At 36.8% G+C, this 18,892-nt stretch carries 26 protein-coding genes, 1 tRNA gene and 1 pseudogene; 21 read left to right on the top strand and 7 right to left on the bottom strand.

Features of this window, described 5'->3' with window-relative positions:
• Positions 1-47 precede the first annotated feature (47 nt).
• Genes menB through BN2628_RS08405 form a run of 3 tightly spaced genes read left to right on the top strand, consistent with a single transcriptional unit; the run spans position 48 to position 2,944 of the window.
• The gene (menB, locus tag BN2628_RS08415) at positions 48-872 is read left to right on the top strand and encodes a 1,4-dihydroxy-2-naphthoyl-CoA synthase (protein WP_044225985.1); all 825 of its coding nucleotides are present in this window, start codon (positions 48-50) and stop codon (positions 870-872) included.
• Positions 873-881: 9 nt separating this feature from the next.
• Positions 882-1,937, top strand: coding sequence for an o-succinylbenzoate synthase (locus tag BN2628_RS08410; protein ID WP_044225428.1), 1,056 nt, complete (start codon positions 882-884; stop codon positions 1,935-1,937).
• Positions 1,922-2,944 (top strand): AMP-binding protein, encoded by a 1,023-nt coding sequence (locus tag BN2628_RS08405; RefSeq protein WP_044225425.1) that lies wholly within the window; start codon positions 1,922-1,924, stop codon positions 2,942-2,944. Before BN2628_RS08410 ends, BN2628_RS08405 begins: the two co-directional genes overlap by 16 nt.
• 11 nt (positions 2,945-2,955) lie before the next feature.
• On the opposite strand, the gene BN2628_RS17795 is transcribed toward BN2628_RS08405, so the two are convergent.
• The 7 genes and pseudogenes from BN2628_RS17795 to BN2628_RS08370 all read right to left on the bottom strand — a co-directional run bounded on the left by BN2628_RS17795 (position 2,956) and on the right by BN2628_RS08370 (position 9,370).
• Positions 2,956-4,065, bottom strand: coding sequence for an acyltransferase family protein (locus BN2628_RS17795; protein ID WP_411267744.1), 1,110 nt, complete (start codon positions 4,063-4,065; stop codon positions 2,956-2,958).
• Between the two features lie 103 nt (positions 4,066-4,168).
• Positions 4,169-5,479 carry a Na+/H+ antiporter NhaC family protein gene (locus BN2628_RS08395; protein WP_044225419.1) on the bottom strand — a complete coding sequence of 437 codons (1,311 nt, stop codon included), beginning with the start codon at positions 5,477-5,479 and terminating at the stop codon, positions 4,169-4,171.
• 491 nt (positions 5,480-5,970) lie between these two features.
• Positions 5,971-6,126 (bottom strand): annotated as a pseudogene (locus BN2628_RS16810) (ORF6N domain-containing protein); the annotation flags it as partial.
• A gap of 30 nt (positions 6,127-6,156) precedes the next feature.
• The gene (locus tag BN2628_RS08390; protein WP_074024105.1) at positions 6,157-6,378 is read right to left on the bottom strand and encodes a hypothetical protein; all 222 of its coding nucleotides are present in this window, start codon (positions 6,376-6,378) and stop codon (positions 6,157-6,159) included.
• A 4-nt stretch (positions 6,379-6,382) separates the two neighbouring features.
• On the bottom strand, positions 6,383-7,774 hold the full coding sequence (locus BN2628_RS08385) for a T9SS type A sorting domain-containing protein (RefSeq protein WP_055096851.1): 1,392 nt from the start codon (positions 7,772-7,774) through the stop codon (positions 6,383-6,385).
• A gap of 94 nt (positions 7,775-7,868) precedes the next feature.
• A complete protein-coding gene (locus tag BN2628_RS08380; RefSeq protein ID WP_154668435.1) occupies positions 7,869-8,375 on the bottom strand; it encodes a hypothetical protein in 507 nt (168 codons plus the stop codon).
• Positions 8,376-8,632: 257 nt separating this feature from the next.
• On the bottom strand, positions 8,633-9,370 hold the full coding sequence (locus BN2628_RS08370) for an XRE family transcriptional regulator (RefSeq protein WP_055096846.1): 738 nt from the start codon (positions 9,368-9,370) through the stop codon (positions 8,633-8,635).
• 175 nt (positions 9,371-9,545) lie between these two features.
• On the opposite strand from BN2628_RS08370, the gene BN2628_RS08365 reads away from it, so the two are divergent.
• The 18 genes from BN2628_RS08365 to BN2628_RS08290 all read left to right on the top strand — a co-directional run bounded on the left by BN2628_RS08365 (position 9,546) and on the right by BN2628_RS08290 (position 18,722).
• Positions 9,546-9,815, top strand: coding sequence for a hypothetical protein (locus tag BN2628_RS08365; RefSeq protein ID WP_055096844.1), 270 nt, complete (start codon positions 9,546-9,548; stop codon positions 9,813-9,815).
• A 118-nt stretch (positions 9,816-9,933) separates the two neighbouring features.
• Positions 9,934-10,122, top strand: a complete 189-nt coding sequence (locus BN2628_RS17265) for a hypothetical protein (protein WP_154668434.1) — start codon at positions 9,934-9,936, stop codon at positions 10,120-10,122.
• An 18-nt stretch (positions 10,123-10,140) separates the two neighbouring features.
• On the top strand, positions 10,141-10,362 hold the full coding sequence (locus BN2628_RS08360) for a hypothetical protein (protein WP_055096841.1): 222 nt from the start codon (positions 10,141-10,143) through the stop codon (positions 10,360-10,362).
• A gap of 85 nt (positions 10,363-10,447) precedes the next feature.
• Positions 10,448-10,539: transfer RNA gene (locus tag BN2628_RS17260), tRNA-OTHER, on the top strand.
• A gap of 255 nt (positions 10,540-10,794) precedes the next feature.
• Positions 10,795-11,100, top strand: a complete 306-nt coding sequence (locus tag BN2628_RS08350) for a hypothetical protein (RefSeq protein ID WP_055096837.1) — start codon at positions 10,795-10,797, stop codon at positions 11,098-11,100.
• A gap of 100 nt (positions 11,101-11,200) precedes the next feature.
• Entirely contained in the window at positions 11,201-11,464 is a 264-nt protein-coding gene (locus BN2628_RS08345) for a hypothetical protein (RefSeq protein WP_154668433.1), read from the top strand.
• Positions 11,465-11,553: 89 nt separating this feature from the next.
• On the top strand, positions 11,554-11,955 hold the full coding sequence (locus tag BN2628_RS08340) for a hypothetical protein (RefSeq protein ID WP_055096834.1): 402 nt from the start codon (positions 11,554-11,556) through the stop codon (positions 11,953-11,955).
• Positions 11,952-13,175, top strand: a complete 1,224-nt coding sequence (locus tag BN2628_RS08335) for an exonuclease family protein (RefSeq protein WP_055096832.1) — start codon at positions 11,952-11,954, stop codon at positions 13,173-13,175. Before BN2628_RS08340 ends, BN2628_RS08335 begins: the two co-directional genes overlap by 4 nt.
• A 12-nt stretch (positions 13,176-13,187) precedes the next feature.
• Positions 13,188-13,565 (top strand): hypothetical protein, encoded by a 378-nt coding sequence (locus BN2628_RS08330; protein ID WP_055096830.1) that lies wholly within the window; start codon positions 13,188-13,190, stop codon positions 13,563-13,565.
• A gap of 1 nt (position 13,566) precedes the next feature.
• A complete protein-coding gene (locus BN2628_RS08325; RefSeq protein WP_055096828.1) occupies positions 13,567-13,941 on the top strand; it encodes a hypothetical protein in 375 nt (124 codons plus the stop codon).
• Positions 13,868-14,440: a hypothetical protein gene (locus tag BN2628_RS08320; RefSeq protein WP_154668432.1), complete on the top strand. Its 573-nt coding sequence runs from the start codon at positions 13,868-13,870 to the stop codon at positions 14,438-14,440. The genes BN2628_RS08325 and BN2628_RS08320 overlap by 74 nt, the downstream gene beginning before the upstream one ends.
• Positions 14,437-14,760 (top strand): HNH endonuclease, encoded by a 324-nt coding sequence (locus BN2628_RS08315; protein WP_074024063.1) that lies wholly within the window; start codon positions 14,437-14,439, stop codon positions 14,758-14,760. The genes BN2628_RS08320 and BN2628_RS08315 overlap by 4 nt, the downstream gene beginning before the upstream one ends.
• Entirely contained in the window at positions 14,757-15,536 is a 780-nt protein-coding gene (locus tag BN2628_RS08310; protein ID WP_055096824.1) for a hypothetical protein, read from the top strand. Before BN2628_RS08315 ends, BN2628_RS08310 begins: the two co-directional genes overlap by 4 nt.
• Positions 15,505-16,110 carry a P-loop NTPase family protein gene (locus BN2628_RS08305; RefSeq protein ID WP_257606432.1) on the top strand — a complete coding sequence of 202 codons (606 nt, stop codon included), beginning with the start codon at positions 15,505-15,507 and terminating at the stop codon, positions 16,108-16,110. The genes BN2628_RS08310 and BN2628_RS08305 overlap by 32 nt, the downstream gene beginning before the upstream one ends.
• An 86-nt stretch (positions 16,111-16,196) precedes the next feature.
• Positions 16,197-16,388, top strand: a complete 192-nt coding sequence (locus tag BN2628_RS17255; RefSeq protein WP_154668431.1) for a hypothetical protein — start codon at positions 16,197-16,199, stop codon at positions 16,386-16,388.
• Positions 16,389-16,422: 34 nt separating this feature from the next.
• On the top strand, positions 16,423-17,694 hold the full coding sequence (gene dcm, locus BN2628_RS08300; RefSeq protein ID WP_055096821.1) for a DNA (cytosine-5-)-methyltransferase: 1,272 nt from the start codon (positions 16,423-16,425) through the stop codon (positions 17,692-17,694).
• 157 nt (positions 17,695-17,851) lie between these two features.
• Complete coding sequence (locus BN2628_RS08295) at positions 17,852-18,283, top strand: hypothetical protein (protein ID WP_055096818.1); 432 nt, start codon at positions 17,852-17,854, stop codon at positions 18,281-18,283.
• A gap of 1 nt (position 18,284) precedes the next feature.
• A complete protein-coding gene (locus tag BN2628_RS08290) occupies positions 18,285-18,722 on the top strand; it encodes a hypothetical protein (RefSeq protein ID WP_055096816.1) in 438 nt (145 codons plus the stop codon).
• Positions 18,723-18,892 lie beyond the last annotated feature (170 nt).

The following is an 18,892-nucleotide window of genomic DNA, read 5'->3' as shown; positions in this document are numbered from 1 at the left end:
TTATTGATTATATTTGTACAATTAAAATGATAAATAGAGAGAAACCTATGATAGCAAGAGAGTGGCAGAAAATAAAAGATTACGACGATATAAAGTTTGAATATTTCGAAGGTATCGCTAAAATTACAATAAATCGACCTGAAGTATATAATGCATTTCGTCCTCAAACGAATTTTGAAATGCTTGATGCGATGTCGATTTGTCGTGAACGGAACGATATCGGAGTGATTATATTGACAGGAGCTGGTGATAAGGCTTTTTGCTCTGGAGGAGACCAGAAAGTGAAAGGCCTCGGTGGATATATCGATGAAAATGGAGTACCGCGTTTAAATGTACTTGATCTGCATAAAGCTATTCGTTCTATTCCTAAGCCGGTAATTGCTATGGTGAATGGGTACGCTATTGGAGGGGGACATGTATTGCATGTGGTTTGTGATTTGACGATAGCAGCTGAAAATGCTCGTTTTGGGCAGACTGGTCCTAAAGTCGGAAGTTTTGATGGAGGATTTGGATCTTCTTATTTAGCTCGATGTGTAGGTCAGAAGAAGGTTCGGGAAATTTGGTTCCTATGTCGCCAGTATACTGCTAAAGAGGCAGAAGATATGGGTATGGTGAATAAAGTAGTTCCTTTTGATAGGCTCGAAGACGAAACTGTAGAGTGGTGCCAAACGATTTTAAAACGTAGTCCGATGGCTATACGAATGATAAAGAGGGCATTAAATGCTGAACTTGACGGACAGAGAGGTCTGATGGAGTTTGCTGGAGATGCTACGTTGATGTACTATTTGATGGAAGAGGCTCAGGAAGGGAAAAAAGCTTTCTTGGAAAAACGTGATCCAGATTTTCAGAAATTTCCTAAATTTCCCGGATAGGAATATACTATGTTAAGAGCTGCTTATACTCGTTATATACTTCAGTTTAAAATACCTAGTGGGACCTCTAGGGGTATTTTGCATGATAAAGAAACTTGGTTTATAAAAATTTGGGATGATGCAAATCCTCTCTGTTACGGTGTGGGAGAATGTGCTTTATTTCGAGGATTAAGTGCAGATGATGTGCCGACTTATGAATCGAAGCTTTATGATGTTTGTAGACAAATTGACAATTTGCAGATTGATAGTTTGAAATTATGGAGTTCTATACGATTTGGTGTAGAAACAGCTTTGGCCGATTTACGTAATGGAGGTCATCATGTTATTGTAGATTCATCTTTTGTTAGGGGAGAAGAACCTATTGAGATAAACGGATTGATATGGATGGGCAATAAAATCACTATGCGGCAGCAAATTGAAGATAAACTGAATCAGGGATTCCGTTGTATTAAGTTGAAAATTGGAGCTATAGATTTTGAGTCAGAATTATCTCTTTTAAAGGAAATCCGTTCCCGTTTCAGCCAGAGTGTTATAGAACTAAGAGTTGATGCGAATGGAGCCTTTTCTCCTGAAGAAGCGTTATTCAAATTGGATGCGTTGTCTCGTTTGGGATTACATTCGATAGAACAGCCTATTCGTCAGGGACAATGGGAAGCCATGTCTAAGTTATGTCGAAATACCCCTATCCCGATAGCGTTGGATGAAGAATTAATTGGGATAAACGATGTATCTCGGAAAATAGAGATGTTAGAATTGATAGCGCCTCAATATATTATTTTAAAACCGGCATTAGCCGGTGGCTTTTCGGGGTCTGAGGAATGGATTTCTTTAGCACAGAAAAGGAATATTGGTTGGTGGATAACATCGGCTTTAGAGTCGAATATTGGCCTGAATGCGATAGCTCAATGGACGAGTGTATTAAATCCTGTCATACCTCAAGGTTTGGGTACTGGACAGTTGTATAAAAATAATATAGGCTCTCCTTTAGTGCAGCGGAGTTCGGTATTGACATATGATAGAAAAGCTAAATGGGATCTGAGTAATTTATCATGGAGATACGATTAAATCATATATTGTGTCACACAATAGAAGAGGCAAAAGATGCCGGTGGATATGAAATTGCCGATTTTTTGGATGAATGGAGCTCTTTCGGAGATACAGTATCAGGTCAGACATCTGGATCAACCGGTATTCCCCAAAAAGTCGAGTTACAAAAAAAAGATATGATAGCTTCAGCTCGATTGACAAATGATTTTTTTGGAATAAAAGCTTCTTCATCGATGTTTCTTTGTTTGTCTCCAGATTATATTGCCGGTAAAATGATGCTTGTCAGAGCAATGATTGCTGGAGCTGATTTGATTACAGTAAAGCCTTCATCGTCCCCTCTTGTAGGAATAGATATTCCTCTTGATTTTGCAGCAATGGTTCCAATGCAGGTTCAGGAATCTCTAAGTCATGATTTTACTCGAGAACGATTAAAGAATATAAAATCATTGATAATAGGAGGAGCAGCAGTTTCGTCGTTATTGGAGCAAAGATTAGCTAAACTACCTATAAGGAGTTATGCTACATATGGTATGACCGAAACTGTGTCTCATGTTGCTTTACGAAAATTGGACGGGAAAACAAAAGAATATGCAGCTATAGGAGATGTTTGGTTCTCTCAAGATGCAAGAGGATGTTTAATAATTAATGCTCCACATTTGAGCCATAGAGTTTTTGAAACTAATGATGTAGTACAATTGATTGATAATTACCATTTTATATGGTTAGGCCGATATGATAATGTTATTAATTCAGGAGGAGTAAAATTATTTCCTGAGAAAATAGAACAAAAAATATCTCCATTTATTTCTTCTCGTTTCTTTCTAACATCACAGTCTGACGAACGTTTAGGAGAACGCTTAGTATTAGTCATTGAAGGGAAAAGATGGGACTATGAGAAAGTAGAATTATTTAAGAAAAAGATTGCTCATGTATTGACACCTTATGAGTGTCCGAAATTAATTTTGTTTAAGAAGCATTTTCAAGAGACATATTCAGGAAAAATAATTCGGAGGATTGTTGAGTAGAATGATGTTTTTTACACATTTTTGCTCTTCCTAAAATCTTTTATGCAGATAACCCATTTATGATTGCCGAGTTTATTTATAATAAAAGAAGGCAATTTGTTTATATGTAATATGTCGACAAGTTTAGAGCGGGAATAATCGAGCAATGCACATATACAAAAAATACTGATAGATACAAACAATAATAGAGGCAAAAGGAAATATGAATTAACATATTTCATGCTGTTGACCCAGTGTTCCCATATAAGTTCTCGTATGTAAGGGTTATCATATATTAAGTAGATACCGAAAGTGTAAGGTGCTATTCTTGTAATAAAATGTATAAATTTATTACTGGGGAAGGAATGATGTTTAATACACATGAATAATAATACAGAAGAGAAAAATGTTATTCCATTATAATTTATTATAAAATTATAAACGGTTTTTTGTCCTAAGAACTCATAGTGTATGTATATGTTTATTGCAAAAAGGACTGTCAATAAAAGGCATAAAGAAATAAAGTATAAGCCAAAATATTTCACATGTTTTAATGGTTCATATAAGCGAATATATGAGGCTATAAAAAATAAATAAATAAACCAGAATAGGCTTTGAGAACCAGAAAATATATTACCATAAGGTATGCCTTTAAACAAGTCTAAATTGAGGATAGATAAAATAATTATCAAGATTTGGAAATCCCTCTTTTTCAATGAAAAAATTAGTCGGGAAAGAAAAGGTGCGAGTACGACTAATGCTATATAATTAGTAACGAACCAATAAATATTGTATTTAATAGGAAAGGCCGATTTTATTATTTCTTTAATCTCTATTGTTGTACTTCCGAAAAAATATATCAGTATACAGATGAAAAAAGAGTAAAAGAATGTCTCGCCCCATATTTTTATAATCCTATTGAATCGAAATTCTGATTTTATTAGAAAATAGCCACTGATAAGAACATAGCAGTTTATCTCTACAGCACTAATGTAAGATAAAAATTTTGTTCCAAAAAAGTTTACAATACCAGGTGTTGACAGAATAGGAATATTGGGATTTGAATTGTATAGAATATGTGAGAGTCCATGAAATAAGAAATGCCAAATGATAATAAATATCATTGCAATTACTCTTAGAATTTCATAATTAGATTGTCTATTTATATATATTTATAATAATACAAATGTACTAAAATAAATACAATAAGATTGTTTTATGAACAGAAAGAGAAAAATATATTTATTATGAATATCGTTTGGGATAACGAAATAAAATTGCAAATAATGCTGCAATACCCATCAATACAGGATAATAGAGGTAACGAATAATTTCAAGAGGGGAAACTTCAGCCAGAGATGCAGCCATAAGCATTTGAGCTCCATAAGGGATTATCCCTTGTATAAGGCAAGAAAAAGTATCGAGTATACTGGCTGATTTTCGTTTATCAACATGAAATTTTTCGGCGATGTCCTTTGCTATCCCCCCTACAGTAATAATGGCTATAGTATTATTGGCCGTACATAAATTAGCAAAACTGACCAAACCGGCAATGCTGAGTTCTGCGCCTCGTTTGCTTTTTACTTTTTGGGTCATTTTCTTGATAATATAAGCTATCCCTCCATTAATCCGAATCATTTCAAGCATTCCTCCAGCCATTAGTGTGATGATAATGAGTTCTCCCATACCTAATATACCTTCACCCATTGCTCCCAACCAGCCAAAGAAGTCAAATCCTGATGTGAATATACCAGTAATGCCAGTGACAATGATGCCTAAGATAAGAACTATCATTACATTTATTCCTGCAATAGCTGTACCTAATACAACAAGATATGGAAGTACTTTTATCCATTGTACAGAACCGGGTTGTACTGGTGTATGTACTTGTGTCCCGCAAAAAATATAATATATAAGTACAAGTATCGCAGCTGGTATTACTATCATACTATTTACTTTAAATTTATCTTTCATCAGGCACCCTTGAGTTTTGGTTGCAGCAATGGTTGTATCGGATATGAAGGAAAGATTATCTCCAAAGAATGCTCCTCCAGCAATAATTGCAACAATAAAAGGAATATCTACTCCAATCTTTTCAGCAATACCGACAGCGACAGGAATTAGAGCTACAATTGTTCCTACGGATGTCCCAATAGACAGGGATATGAAACATGCTGCGATGAACATTCCTGCTAATAATAGATTATTAGGTAGTATTTGTAGTGTAAGATTTACAGTCGCATCAATGGCTCCCATGCTTTTAGCTGATTGGGCGAATGCTCCTGCTAAAATAAAAATCCAAATCATCAACATAATATTTCCATTCGAGGCTCCCGCAGAGAAGTGTACAATACGCTCATTTAATGTTTTACCTCGTGATATAAGGATTGAAAAAGCAGACGATATCAGAAAAGCGACAGTTATAGGAACTTTATAAAAATCGTTTATTATGATAGACGTAACAAGGTAAACACTCAAAAAAACGAATAAAGGACTCAGTGCAAATAAGCTGGGTTTGCATTGTATATTGAGAATGTCTTCTTGTTTTTTATTCATAAAATCAAATCATTTAAACCATATAACAAAAATCTAAAGGAGAAAGTGCAAATTTAGTGATAAAAAATAAATACAGAATATAGCTATAATTTTAGGTTATTATTCTCATTTTTACCTTTGATTTCATATTAAATGATATATTAGTGAATCACTTTTAATTAATATCAGGAGTTGTAATCAAAATTTGTATTATTCTCATTTTGGGAGGAAATAATGGAGGCAAACCGAATTTTTATATAATATTTGTGTAGCAAATATTAAAACATCTAAAATTTTATAGTATAAAAAAATTACGGTAGATTTTTACCGTAATTGTCTGATATATAAATTTATTTTGTCTTGAGCCGCAAGCCGGAATCGAACCGGCGACCTTTTCATTACGAGTGAAAATTTAATTTATCAGATAATATATTGGTATTCAATTTATTATATGCATTCTTGGAATGACCTTGGATTCGTTTTAGTAAATAGATTTATTTGTATGTCTCCTTTTTAGAGTTAAGTATGTTGCTTAACATTGTAACTCCAAGTTCTGTAAATGCATATGGTTTACGTCTCATTCCCATTTTTACAGAATTGGACATCACAAATTGTGATTTACAAATTTTAAATTCTTCATCCATCAGTTGGAACATAAAGTCTTTTGGGGAGTTGCTCCATCTATAAATTTGTCTTAATTAATAGCATATTTTACAAGCTTTTCTCCCCATATCCAAAGCTTCTTTTAGAGATACAGCTTCGATTTCAGTACTACATCGTCGTAAACCTTTGCACTTATCTGTTTTGTGGTAAGCATAAGATTTTGGACCATTACAGATATATACTGTGCTGGAGCTTTCTTTAACCCCTGCACTCAACAAGGGGAAAAGTAATAATGAAATGAATAATAGTTTTTTCATAAGGTTATTCAATTACAGTTTTTATAGATAGTAACCCGTCAATGTTCAAAATATAAATCCCATTTGAAAGATTAATAGGAATTTCAATAATACTATTATTCGCTCTTTTGTCAAGGAGTTGTATTCCATCGATAGAATATAAGGAAATTTTGGTATTAAAAGGTATATTCCAGATTTTTAAAATGTTATTATCTATGTAATATTTAATATTTTGAACTTTTTGATCAATGTTTCCGGATGCCTCACTTTTGACTTTAATATAGGGATATAAATTATTTTCATCTGTAGTCCATATATAGTTTATATTTTCAATCTCAAGAATAGCGTTCATCTCTTCTGATATTTCGTTTTTTATTTGAGATATACTTACAGGTAGCCCTTTATCTGAATCATCGCAACCAGAGATAGTATAACTATAAAAACATCCAGAAACTAAATTATTATTATATCCAATAGTACCACCTTTTATATTTCCTATAATGTTTCCTAAACTATATGAAGATTGAACTATCCCTTCATTTCTACCAACAATGCCTCCGGCATAACTGTCCATAAATTTTTCTTCCCCTGTTTCTGATTTTATATTGCCTGAGTTTTTACAAGCATAAATGTTTCCTTCAGGAAGTGCATCATTCATTCCCGATATCCCGCCGGCATAAGCATCTACAGAACCGCCATTTGTGCTTTCTCCTGTATATGCAGTTATAGACCCTTTGTTTTCACAAGCTCCAATTTCACCAAAATTTCTACCTGAAATGCCTCCGGCACAAGAATTTTTATAATATCCTTCACTTACGTGGGCTGATATATTTCCAGTATTGACACATTCTATAATCTTGCCTCGGTTTTCTCCAACTATACCACCGGATAATACAGAAGAATTGCTACTTGATAAATCAATGTTAGCGTTAGAAATACATTTATAAATAGTACCAGAGTTTAACCCTGCAATAGCTCCATAATTTAATGTGAATTTATAATTGTTGTCGTATGTAGCAGTGTTAATTATTAAATTTTTTATTTCTCCACTATTAAGGCCGAATAATCCATAATTATTTATCTGCTTTTGATTTATTAATATTTGGGCAGGCAAATATAAGCCATCTATTTTATAGCTATTACCATTATATATCCCATCAAAATGGAAGTTTCCTCCAATTGGAATCCAAGCTTTGTTGTTAAGATTTATATCGCATGTTTGTTTAAAGGTTTTATTTGCACTCCAATCTTTTATAGAATTAACAATCTCTGCTAATCCTGCCAGTTTTTCTGGACTATCTATAATGTATACACCTTCACTATTGGGAACTGGTGTTATCTTTGTTATTCCATCCCAAACTTCGGCTCGACAAATTGAAAAAGTAAAAAATACAAAAAAATAGAAAAAGTTTTTCATAAAGTTATTACTAAGTTAAAAGCAAACTTTCTTCATAATTCACACAAATAATGCAATATTCTCACTCCTACATAATAGCAAAGTAGTCTTCAATTCACAGATCTGAATTTTCTCTTTCAGATTTGAGTTCTCTTAATCTATCATCACTATAAGCAATACATACACTACTCTCTTTTGATGATTCGTCGTCCTTTGAATAACTTATCGACAATATTGCATTGTTATTTCTAATGTACCTATAAGTTCCTTCGCTGCTAAATGTTACCCCATAAGAACGTTCTAATTTTGATAATAAAATTTGATATGTATTCTCAAGGTCATATTCTCTTATAATTATAAATTGAGCCCTACATAATTTATTATCAAAATATTCTAAGCTTAGAAGTGCCCATGTAATTCCGGCAAAATCAATATCATAAAATAATATTTCATCATTTTTTATTTCATAACTAATATCCGGGAACCTTTCCTTTATTTTTTTGATGCAACGTTCTGGAGAGTCTCTAAACTCAATGCCCATAAACCCTGTTATGTTTTTTTGAGAATATGAGGGCGATATTGTCGTAAAAAATAATATAAGTAATATTGTAAGATTTTTCATATATATAGCTTTAAAATTAAACATTCTATTCCCATTCATGTATACAATCCGAACTTGGTTTATAAAGCTTATGCGTCCACTTATCCAATATAATATATCTATCAACATGCATATAACGTCCATTCAAAGCGAACAGATACAGAATAATGCATAAAAACACAATGAGTGAGTATTTGGCAGCTTTCTTTTTATTTATTTTTTCCATAACAAATATTTATAGTTTATAAAATATCAGTTCAAAATCCAATCCCCCCAATTCACGCAAACAGGGCGATATTCACCACCCCTACCACAATGGCCCAGTCGCTTATCTCAAGCACAGGAAGTTCAAAAGCCTTATACCCTTCCTCTTCGTTAAATGAGACACAACGCACATAGCCTTCTTGCTCCGAGGGCACCACTTGCTTTACAACAACTCCATCATTTGTAGCTAAAGCATACACTTCGCCCCACCTTATATAGGATCGGCTCGTCCAGCGATTACATACAATAATGTTGTTCTCGTTGATAGACTTTTCCGGGTTCTTCCGGTTTATCATACTGCGCCCCTTAGCCCTTATGGCAAATTCCCCGTTCAGCCCGGGAATGATGATAGGTGTACAATCATCTTTTTTGATGGCTACACTAAATCCGTCCGGAGTTCCACATGTCGCCTTTATATCTTCAACAAGAGGTATTGTTTCTAAGCGTCCCTTTGTATTATAGCTTTCTTGGTATTCATTGAGAATTGGAGATGTACCACTTTCTCCTATCTCCATATAACCTTTTTCTTTTTTTAGCATGTCCCCTTCGCCTGTTAGAAGCCAGTCTGAAGAAATAAGCGGTTCAGCTTTTAATATTTTATCAATAGTTGAAAATTTTGGTTCAGCATTTTTCTTCACCACGTCATTTAGTGATGTTTGCGCTATACCTATTTTATTTGCAAATTGACGAACACTTCTATATCCTAATTCGGATATAATAATACTAATCCTTTCATTTATAGTACTTACCATAAATATATTATTTATATTAATTCTAAATAAATGGTTTGCCTATTATTTATCGTATTTATATTTTGATATAAAAGGCAAACCGTTTATATTTGCATTGTAATCACAACGAAACAACATCGTTTCCAAAGTGGAAAACCATAATTGACAAATATAATAAATTAAAAATAGTTAAGCAATGAGAAAACATAAAAAGTATAAGAATAGACACAAAGGCTTTTCTTCTTCGGAGCAGGCATACTATCTCCGGGAGGGCGATTTTCTTCCCGAACCCGTGACCAACCTTTTCTCCGGAGCATGTAAAGACGGGCTTCCTCCCTATTGGCGCAGACTACTTGAAGATGCTGGAAATATTTTCAATACGCGGGAAGAAGCCGTTTATGCCGGAGTATGTGTCAGACATTTACTCCATCATTTAAAAAGACATAAGTCTGACATGATTCTTTAATTTTTGTTTCGGCACTACAAAATTAATGAAAATCCCACAGCAAAGCATGAGCAGCCGCATCGAATGGGCCTGTGGGAACAACAAAGAAAAAAACGAATAACATAAAAACAATAGGATAATGGAAAAGATAATAGTAAAATGGGGAGATACCTCCAAGATAGCCAAGAGGTTCAATGTAAGCACACAAGCCGTCAGATACGCTTTGCGATTTGCTTCATCAGGCGAACGCCCAGACAAAATCAGAGAAGTAGCCATAAAAGAGTATGGCGGTCAGTTAGTAAAATTTCCTAAGAGGGTATTAAAATAATCCTAAAAAGAAAAAATCATGAGTGCAGAAGAGCAACTACAAACAATTCTGACAGTTATGAATAATCAATTTTTTGGACAGAGACAATCAGGGCGTATTGTCGGAGGAAGGGGACGATTATTCCGATTAATTGAAAGAGGGCAAATAAGGGCTACGAAGCCTTCAGATAGCCAAAATGGGAAATGGATGTGCAATGCATCAGATGTGCTTAGATACGCCCTATATAAAAAGGTGCAATAAATAGTATGAGATTATAAGCAACTCGCTGAGAAGCGACACGACTCGTCGAAGCGTCGAGAGTCCGATTCTTATTTTTTGCGTATCAAAGGCTTTAGTTTAAATGGCAAAACGGCAGATAATAAAATATTGGTTAGTAAGATTTTGACTGCTGCCATCCGGGTTCGAATCCCGGAAGCCTACAAAAAATACCAGTTCTTTGACTTGTTGGGAAAAATGGACAGTTCCGGTGCTGTCCGGGGAGTCAAGACGATTGACAAGCCCTTTCACCGGATAGAGCGAGTTGTAAACGCTGCTTGTAACCTAAAGGTTTTCGCTCGATAAACTAATAAGCAAGAGAAATTGAACTAAAATGATGTTTTACATCATTCAAAATACATTCCCGTGAGGACGTAGAGAATATTCCTCGCGGGAGCAACTAAAAAACACAAAAAAATGAAAGAACTTTTTGAAACCTGCAAAAGCGATGCCATCGAAGAGGCCATAAATGACCGATTCGAAGAAGATTATGAAATCTGCGAAGGCTGTGGCTGCTATATTCCCAAAAGGGAGGTGTACAGCAATGAATGGTTTGATTGCGTTTGTGGAAAGTGTAAAGAAATGAGGCCTTGTGATTGTTGCGGGGAACTCATACCTGCCGATACCCCGGCAAATGAAGACGGAGAATATTACTGCAAAAAGTGCAGCGCGCCGATTGACATATTTTCCGCAATGTATAATATTTTCAAGCCTGCAATATGAGCACACTACACATTCTATTTTCATCAGCTATTATAATAGGAATTTCAATCCTTTTATGTCAAATTATAAAAGACTTTACGAACATAATAAAATACGTGACATGGACACACTATATGAAAAAGCGGCAGCAGCGGCCGAAACGGTAATCGATGCAGCAAGGCAGATGGAAGCAGAGATATTCAAGACGTATAATATAAAAGTGAAAGTAATTTTATTCGCGTCTTCGAAAAATAAAGATTTTCTTTCTATCCTGGATGATCACGATGAAGAAATCTACCGAGGCACTTTATCAGACAATCCAGATAAGTTAAGAAATTCACTCGAACGCCAAGCCGGATTTGAAAAGGTAATGAAAAGCAACTGACATAGCTCAAATAAATGACATTGGGCCTGCCGGTCTGTGAAGATAGGCAGGTTTTATTTTGATTTTACTAACCTTTAAAATATATAATTATGAATAATGGAGAAAATTTATCCAAAATTGCAGGAGAACAGGCAACACTGATAATCCCCAATACAGAAAAATTGGGGAAATTGGAAAGTTTAAAACCGGAATTCAGCCTGAATACAAAGTACAAAAATGCCGATGACTGGGCCTCGCTCAAAGACAAACCCATCCGGTGTTACTACATGGGCATCAAGAATGTGCCCAACGAAGACGGGGAAGTGGTAGCCTGTGGAATATTTATTTCCCCTAAAGAAGTGTTCCTGTCGGGTCAAACCGTGTTGGTAGAAGCGATAAAGAACCTTCCAGCCGAAACACCTCTGCAAATCACATACAGGGGTAAAAGACAAAACAAATCCACATCCGGTTCCACCATGATTTTTGATGTCGAGAAATTAGGGAAAGAATGAACACATTAGAAGAAATGTCAAAGGGGCTCGATTTTGAGTCCCTTTCCAATATGCAAGAAGGAGAAAAACTATTGTCCTCCATTGACTATACCCGTCCCTTAAACGAATACGCCACGGCCGATGACATTTCCTTCTTTCTGAACACCCGGGATAAGCCCCGCCATGTCTATACAAAAGACCTGAATCTGAATGGAAGAGTGGTAAAAGAAGACATGGAAAAATATCTTTCCGCAAAAGAGTATATCAATTCCGGAGCATTGAAAGAAGCACAAAAATCACCGCTTCACCTATTCTACGCAACAGAATCCGGGTGGAAAGAACGATTAGACTCCTATATGAAAAAGAAAGACTATTTCATATTAGGAGAATTCATCCACCAGGCCATACTGGAGCCAGGCAAATTCAGCAGGGTCATAGTAGAACCGGACTACAAGCAAAATTCAAAAAAAGGGCTTCTTTCCCTTATATCCTTCTGGGAAGACAAGATACAGTCACTAAATGAAATAGTCGTCAACGATACAAAGATATCCGGTTCCCAATACATCGACATGCTCAAAGACGAATCAGGGAGCTTTGAACTTGACAGGATGGACAGTCTTAAGCTGTATTACAATATCCTGAAATCCAAATCAGGATTCACATCCGTAGACGAAATAGACAAACAAATCATAGACATCACCTATTTCAACTACAAGAGGTACGGAGACGGCCTGTTACCCGAACTGCTGAAACACAGCAAGCGGGAAATATCCGTCTATTACGACGACCCCGATTACGGGATAAAGCAACGAATCCGTCCCGATGCCATGCAATTTTCCGAAAACATAGGAGCCGACACCATCATATCGGTAAAAAGCACAAGAGCCGAAAGCATATCGCACTATTGCTACCAGTCGGCCAAGCTGAACTATGAGCTGACAGAAGGCATGTATTGCGAAGTGGCCGGGAAAGTCACCGGGCGCGACTTCAGATGTGTAATAAACATCATGGTACAAACCCTCCCGCCTTATGGAGTTGCCGTCCTGGTATGGGATGCAGAAGACATAGAAATCGGCAAGTACAAATATTACCAAGCCCTACAGACCGTTGCAGAATGCCGGGAAAAAGGGAAATATCCCGGTTATGACGCATACGCAGAAGCAGGACACCGAGGGCTCATCAACATGAAACAGCCCTCCTGGAATGCAAAAGAACTATACCCGGTAGACATAGACAATTAAAACCATACAATTATGAACAACTTATCCATCAACTTGAATCTCTTTAAGTTTGACAAAGCAGCGGTTGTCCCTTTAAAAGGGAAAAGCGGAGAAACCAAACAATGTTTAGTGATTCCAATCGAAGACAACGACCTGTATCTCGGAGAAAGAGGCGTTTATGCCAATTTCATAGGACTATCATCAGACAAGCTAAACAACGGGAAAACCCATATTATAAAGCGAAGCTTTTCCAGAGAAAAGCAGCAATCCATGTCCGATGAAGAATTCAACAGCCAACCCATTTTCGGGGACATACGCCCCATTATCCCGCAGGCACAGAATGACGAAGGATGGGCACCTCCGGCAGTGGACGCAAACGGAGAACCCTATAAAAACGATTTACCCTTCTGATATGAATACATACCGCACGACATCAGGAGAAAGAATCCCCAAATCCGTCATAGACCGGAAAATTTCAGAAGCAAAGCGGCAAAAGATAAACCAAATGCTCGAAGAATACGGATATATCTTTTGCGAAGAATGCGGAAGAAACGCCAATTCGGGAGTCCCCATCGACTGTTCACATACCATATCGGTAGACGAAGCCCAAAAAAGAGGCCGTGCAGAACTGGCATGGTCAGTAGACAATATAAAGATGCGGTGCCGCCTATGCCACCGCATTCATGATAAAAACAATTTAAACTATACCCAAAATGAAAGTATTGGAGAAAGATTATGTACCGGAAACCGTAAAATTCGTGTTGCCGGAAAATTCAGAATTGCCTGAAGTATTAGGCGGGTTCGATTGCCTGGAAAGCTGCCAGGATGCCGTAAACAAGACCTTTACCGCGACACAGATAAGGTACACGGCAACCCGTTATATGGATGCCTACGAAAAAGACTGTACCCGGAGAGAATATGCCGAAGAGCTGGAGATCATACAACCGGAATTATTTGAAAAGTTGAATGAAGCCCGTCAAAAGTACGAAGAAGCCAAGCGGAACCTGAAAGAAGCCGAGGAGCAGATAAGCGCATCCGATACCAAAGTAAAAGATTTGGCCAAAACAGTAAGAATCGGTACCAAGGAAATCAAGTTAGACATGATATCCACCTGGCAAGTCCCCGTAGGAGATAAATACTATATACTCACCTATCGGAACGGCTGTTTGAAGGTTGCCGGCATCATATCCATACCGGAACATGAGAAACGAGACCTGTACAACACCCTGAACAAGAACCGGGAAGCAGTAGAAAAATTGCAAAACGAATTCTCCAGAGCCATATGAGCCGGTTACAACATCGGCCGGGCCGGCCTTCCAATTACCGGAAATCCCTCCAGGGAGACCGTAATTGGGAGGAAGTCCGGTTCAGAGTCAGAACAAGAGACAATCACCAATGCATATGTTGCGGAAGTAAAATACATTTAGAAGTACATCACATAACCTATTACGTCGGTACGGTCAATATTCGGGGCAAAGAATCAGAACATTTGGAGTGGCTCGCCCTCGTATGCGAAGATTGCCACAATAAAATACACCAAGACCAAAGACACCCGCTTAATCCCAAGAACAGGAACAAGCAAAACATAGATGAATTTAAGCGATGAACGAAAAAGGATATTTAATGCTGAGCCGAAAGTTTTTCTCACATAAACTATGGAGAGAGGCCCGGGTATTTTCGGAGTGCGAAGCGTGGCTCGATTTATTGCAGAGCGCACGATTTGAGGCAACCGAGCAAATTGAATACATCGGAGGGAGAGAAATACGGTACGGAAGAGGCCAATATCCGGCATCCGTTCGCTTTTTATCCAAACGGTGGAAATGGGGAGAACGTAAAGTAAGAGTATTCCTTAATATGTTGAAAAAGGACGGGTCGATTACAGTCGAAACCGAAAAACAAGGCATGAGTATAATAACCATCTGTAAATATGAAGATTATAATCCGTTAAAAAAGGACAAGGACACAGCAAAAGACACAGCAAAGGACACAGTAATCGACAAGATACTCAACGAGTTACAAGAACTTAGGACACAGGTGGGGACACAGCAAAGGACACACGAGGGACACACGAAGGACACAAACTCTAATAAAGAAGAAGAAAGAAATAATAATATCCCCCCTATTAATAATCCCCCCGAGGGGAAAACCAAAAAATTCATTCCTCCCCAATTGGAAGAAGTGAGAAAGTACTGTTCTGACCGAAACAGTACCGTTGACCCATCATCCTTCATAGATTTTTATCAGTCCAAAGGCTGGATGGTAGGCAAAAACAAAATGAAAGACTGGAAAGCGGCAATACGCACATGGGAAAGGACAACAGTAAAAAACAATAAACACCCCTTTACAAGCTATGACAACAATACAGAATATCATGAGTTTTGAAGACGTAGTCCGAAATATGGAAGCTCACGGGATGAAAATTCCCCCTCAAAGAGAATATATAAAAATTCCACATGCGAATATAATCCTTAAAAACGCGATGGACTATTTTTTGTCGCTTGAAGGGAGAAAATGTATCTGGCTTCCTGAATACGACAAAGTCGCAGACTGGCTTACTGACAATCAAGGCAAGGGACTTTTCATGTTCGGGAATTGCGGACGAGGCAAGACCATTCTTTCCCGCTATGCCATACCCGCTATATTGTTAAAATATAAACAATTGGTTGTAAGCACATTTGATGCACAAGAGATGAATGCCGATATTGACAAGGTTTTGACAAAACATATAGTCAGTCTTGATGATATCGGTACTGAAGACATAGCCGTCTCCTATGGCAACAAAAGAGCCGCATTTGCAGAAATAATGGACATGGCCGAAAAAAAAGGAAACCTTCTTATCATTTCAACAAATTTGGGAGACAATGAACTCAAAGAACGGTATGGAGAGCGTATACGCGATCGCATCATATCTACAACCCGAAGAATACTATTTACCGGAAAAAGCCTCAGACAATGATAAAAGGACTGAAAGAAGAGCTTCAGTTTCTAATTCCCAACACTCCGGAATATGTCGAAGCATACGAACTATTAAAAAAATAAACCATGACCGAAAAATTAGAACTGACGCGACAGATAGAAGTTTGCGAAAGAAATTACATATACCTGCCTATAAGAAGCAAAGAGTACAGGAGCAATCACGAAAAACTCGGATATCTGCAAGTAAAGTTATACACCCTCGAAGTAAGAGAAAAAATTAACCAACAACGGCTACACATGCCTACAAAAAAATGGTAAAAAATTATTAATGTACATTACTATTTTAAACAATATGAATGTTTTATCTCTTTTTGACGGAATGTCCTGCGGGCAAATAGCCCTCAAGGAATCAGGAATAAATGTAGACAAATACTTTGCTTCCGAGATAGACAAATACGCAATATCTCAAACACAAACGAACTTCCCCGATACCATACAGCTGGGGGATGTTACCAAGGTTAGCGCACGGGATTTGCCCGTTATAGACCTGCTTATAGGCGGTAGCCCCTGCCAAGGGTTCAGCTTTGCCGGTAAGCAGTTGAATTTTGACGACCCACGAAGTGTACTTTTCTTTGAGTATGTTCGGATTTTGAAAGAGATAAGGGAGAAGAACCCTAACGTAAAGTTCCTTCTTGAAAACGTGCGTATGAAGAAAGAATGCGAAAGGGTAATAAGCGAAATATTAGGAGTTCAGCCCGTTGTTATAAATTCCGCATTGGTCAGCGCACAAAATAGGGTACGGCTTTATTGGAGCAATATCAGAACCCGGAAAGAAGGTCTGTTCGGGGAACTATATACGGATATTCCCCAGCCGGAAGACCGCAATATTTTCCTTAAGGACATATTAGAGCCTTCCGTAGATGAAAAATACTTTTTAAGCGATAAAGTAGTATCTAAGTTATTAGAGCATAAAGAAAGACATAAGAAAACCGGTAACGGGTTTGGTGCTGTATTTCATAATGAATCAGGGAAAATGGGGGCATTAACCGTAGGCGGAAAAGGAGTTAGCGACCTCGTTTGTGTGGCAATGAGAGGTAGGGAAGAATGCCTTTTCAAAAAAAGGACGGAAGACGGAAAGTCAATACGAAAAATTACCGGGCGACAGAAAAATATGCAACAACTTGAACCGAGAAGTGACGGAAAAACAAATACTCTAACCACGGTTCATAAAGATAACTTAATATTAGTATACCAAAGACAACGAGGTAAAAACAATGGCGGATTATTTATAGAAAAAACACCTACTATATCGGCTAACGCTTGGGAACAAAATAATCTTGTCCTTTCGGGAACATTCCGAACGCATAAAGATGATTATGGATTTCGAGAAATAAAAAGCGGAAAAGCCGCCACGATTCCGGCAAGGGCACTGGAAGACGGAAGTGGACAAAACATAACAATGATAGGTAAAAGTATTCGCCGCCTTACCCCTACCGAATGTTCCAGGCTACAAACTATCCCGGATTGGTATGTTTGGAAATGTTCGGATACCCAGATTTATAGGATGTTGGGTAACGGCTGGACGGTAGAAGTAATCAAACATATTTTAAGTTTTCTAATTTGAAGTTTATCAAAGAAAGGAGTTAAATAATGCCTATTAGTGAAGTATTCAATGTCGATTGTCTAAAATACATGAAAAATGTTCCTGACAAATGAAAACGAATGCTTAGGAATCGTTCAAACGAAAAACGGAGTATTAACACAGCAAAAATTATTCTGAAATGGGACAAGAAGTTAAAGAAGAGCTATTGAATATAGATGATTTAGCCCGTAAATGCGGATATTTCACCTCTGATACCTTTATAAATAATGGTTACGGGTGTAACCATAAATGTTGTGAAGATGGTGTATATGTATACAACAATAGGATAGTTAATTATTGGGATGCAGAATTAATAGTCACAAAAGGATTTACAAAAAGAAATATAAAGTGTAATAGGAGACTTTCAAAGAAGTTTATTAAAAAAGCGAGATTGTTACTTTCAAGGAGGATAGACATATGTGGAGTTAAGTTTCAAGGAGCATGTTATTCGTTTTCTTGCCCACTTTGCCGGTTAGCCTATCCAGAAGATTTCCCAAAATTCGGAATGTTCCCTGAAGATTGCGGAGATGATGAATATGTAATTATAGAAACTAAAAACAATGTAAAATAACATGAAAACATACGTAATAACATTGTCCAGAAAGTTTATGTCTAAACACCCCAAAGCAGGTGAGCCGACATTTTTTGTTTATAGATTTATTTCTCATGAGAAAATACATACAATAAGAGCAAATTATGCTCTTTGGGAAAAACGGATTAAAGAAGTTCAAGAATGTAGAGCGATTATTTCTATTAGAGTTTGGAAAGATAAACCGTATAGAAGCCCTCAAGTTGAAATTGCAAAATTATCTTGTATTGATAATGTGGGTATTCAAAAAATAGAATTCACGTCTGATTTGTCAGAATGTATAATTGAAGGCAGACATTACAATTGTTCTGATGTTGCTAAAAATGACGGTCTATTTAAAGAAGATTTTATTAATTGGTTTAAAACATACGAAAGATATAAACCATTTGCAATTATTCATTTTACAAAATTTAGATATTAATGACGCGATTAAACACAGAAAGACAAAATAAATTAGAACCTATCAGAATGCGAACAGCAATAAATGAAATACAGAGATTAGGGCTAACAATCCTTAATTGCACTGATAAAATGATAGAGTTCGAGTACAAGGGACAGCCAGTAAAGTACTTCCCTTATTCAGGATGGGGA

This window comes from Gabonia massiliensis (assembly GCF_001403595.1).
Lineage (GTDB): Bacteria > Bacteroidota > Bacteroidia > Bacteroidales > Coprobacteraceae > Coprobacter > Coprobacter secundus.
This window is presented reverse-complemented; position numbering and strand designations above follow the sequence as displayed.

Bases quoted from the DNA above. Each gene is read 5' to 3' on its own strand.
- menB (WP_044225985.1), top strand. From the start codon at position 48: ATGATAGCAAGAGAGTGGCAGAAAATAAAAGATTACGACGATATAAAG.
- BN2628_RS08410 (WP_044225428.1), top strand. From the start codon at position 882: ATGTTAAGAGCTGCTTATACTCGTTATATACTTCAGTTTAAAATACCT.
- BN2628_RS08405 (WP_044225425.1), top strand. From the start codon at position 1,922: ATGGAGATACGATTAAATCATATATTGTGTCACACAATAGAAGAGGCA.
- BN2628_RS08395 (WP_044225419.1), bottom strand. From the start codon at position 5,479: ATGAATAAAAAACAAGAAGACATTCTCAATATACAATGCAAACCCAGC.
- BN2628_RS08390 (WP_074024105.1), bottom strand. From the start codon at position 6,378: ATGAAAAAACTATTATTCATTTCATTATTACTTTTCCCCTTGTTGAGT.
- BN2628_RS08385 (WP_055096851.1), bottom strand. From the start codon at position 7,774: ATGAAAAACTTTTTCTATTTTTTTGTATTTTTTACTTTTTCAATTTGT.
- BN2628_RS08380 (WP_154668435.1), bottom strand. From the start codon at position 8,375: ATGAAAAATCTTACAATATTACTTATATTATTTTTTACGACAATATCG.
- BN2628_RS08370 (WP_055096846.1), bottom strand. From the start codon at position 9,370: ATGGTAAGTACTATAAATGAAAGGATTAGTATTATTATATCCGAATTA.
- BN2628_RS08365 (WP_055096844.1), top strand. From the start codon at position 9,546: ATGAGAAAACATAAAAAGTATAAGAATAGACACAAAGGCTTTTCTTCT.
- BN2628_RS17265 (WP_154668434.1), top strand. From the start codon at position 9,934: ATGGAAAAGATAATAGTAAAATGGGGAGATACCTCCAAGATAGCCAAG.
- BN2628_RS08360 (WP_055096841.1), top strand. From the start codon at position 10,141: ATGAGTGCAGAAGAGCAACTACAAACAATTCTGACAGTTATGAATAAT.
- BN2628_RS08350 (WP_055096837.1), top strand. From the start codon at position 10,795: ATGAAAGAACTTTTTGAAACCTGCAAAAGCGATGCCATCGAAGAGGCC.
- BN2628_RS08345 (WP_154668433.1), top strand. From the start codon at position 11,201: ATGGACACACTATATGAAAAAGCGGCAGCAGCGGCCGAAACGGTAATC.
- BN2628_RS08340 (WP_055096834.1), top strand. From the start codon at position 11,554: ATGAATAATGGAGAAAATTTATCCAAAATTGCAGGAGAACAGGCAACA.
- BN2628_RS08335 (WP_055096832.1), top strand. From the start codon at position 11,952: ATGAACACATTAGAAGAAATGTCAAAGGGGCTCGATTTTGAGTCCCTT.
- BN2628_RS08330 (WP_055096830.1), top strand. From the start codon at position 13,188: ATGAACAACTTATCCATCAACTTGAATCTCTTTAAGTTTGACAAAGCA.
- BN2628_RS08325 (WP_055096828.1), top strand. From the start codon at position 13,567: ATGAATACATACCGCACGACATCAGGAGAAAGAATCCCCAAATCCGTC.
- BN2628_RS08320 (WP_154668432.1), top strand. From the start codon at position 13,868: ATGAAAGTATTGGAGAAAGATTATGTACCGGAAACCGTAAAATTCGTG.
- BN2628_RS08315 (WP_074024063.1), top strand. From the start codon at position 14,437: ATGAGCCGGTTACAACATCGGCCGGGCCGGCCTTCCAATTACCGGAAA.
- BN2628_RS08310 (WP_055096824.1), top strand. From the start codon at position 14,757: ATGAACGAAAAAGGATATTTAATGCTGAGCCGAAAGTTTTTCTCACAT.
- BN2628_RS08305 (WP_257606432.1), top strand. From the start codon at position 15,505: ATGACAACAATACAGAATATCATGAGTTTTGAAGACGTAGTCCGAAAT.
- BN2628_RS17255 (WP_154668431.1), top strand. From the start codon at position 16,197: ATGACCGAAAAATTAGAACTGACGCGACAGATAGAAGTTTGCGAAAGA.
- dcm (WP_055096821.1), top strand. From the start codon at position 16,423: ATGAATGTTTTATCTCTTTTTGACGGAATGTCCTGCGGGCAAATAGCC.
- BN2628_RS08295 (WP_055096818.1), top strand. From the start codon at position 17,852: ATGGGACAAGAAGTTAAAGAAGAGCTATTGAATATAGATGATTTAGCC.
- BN2628_RS08290 (WP_055096816.1), top strand. From the start codon at position 18,285: ATGAAAACATACGTAATAACATTGTCCAGAAAGTTTATGTCTAAACAC.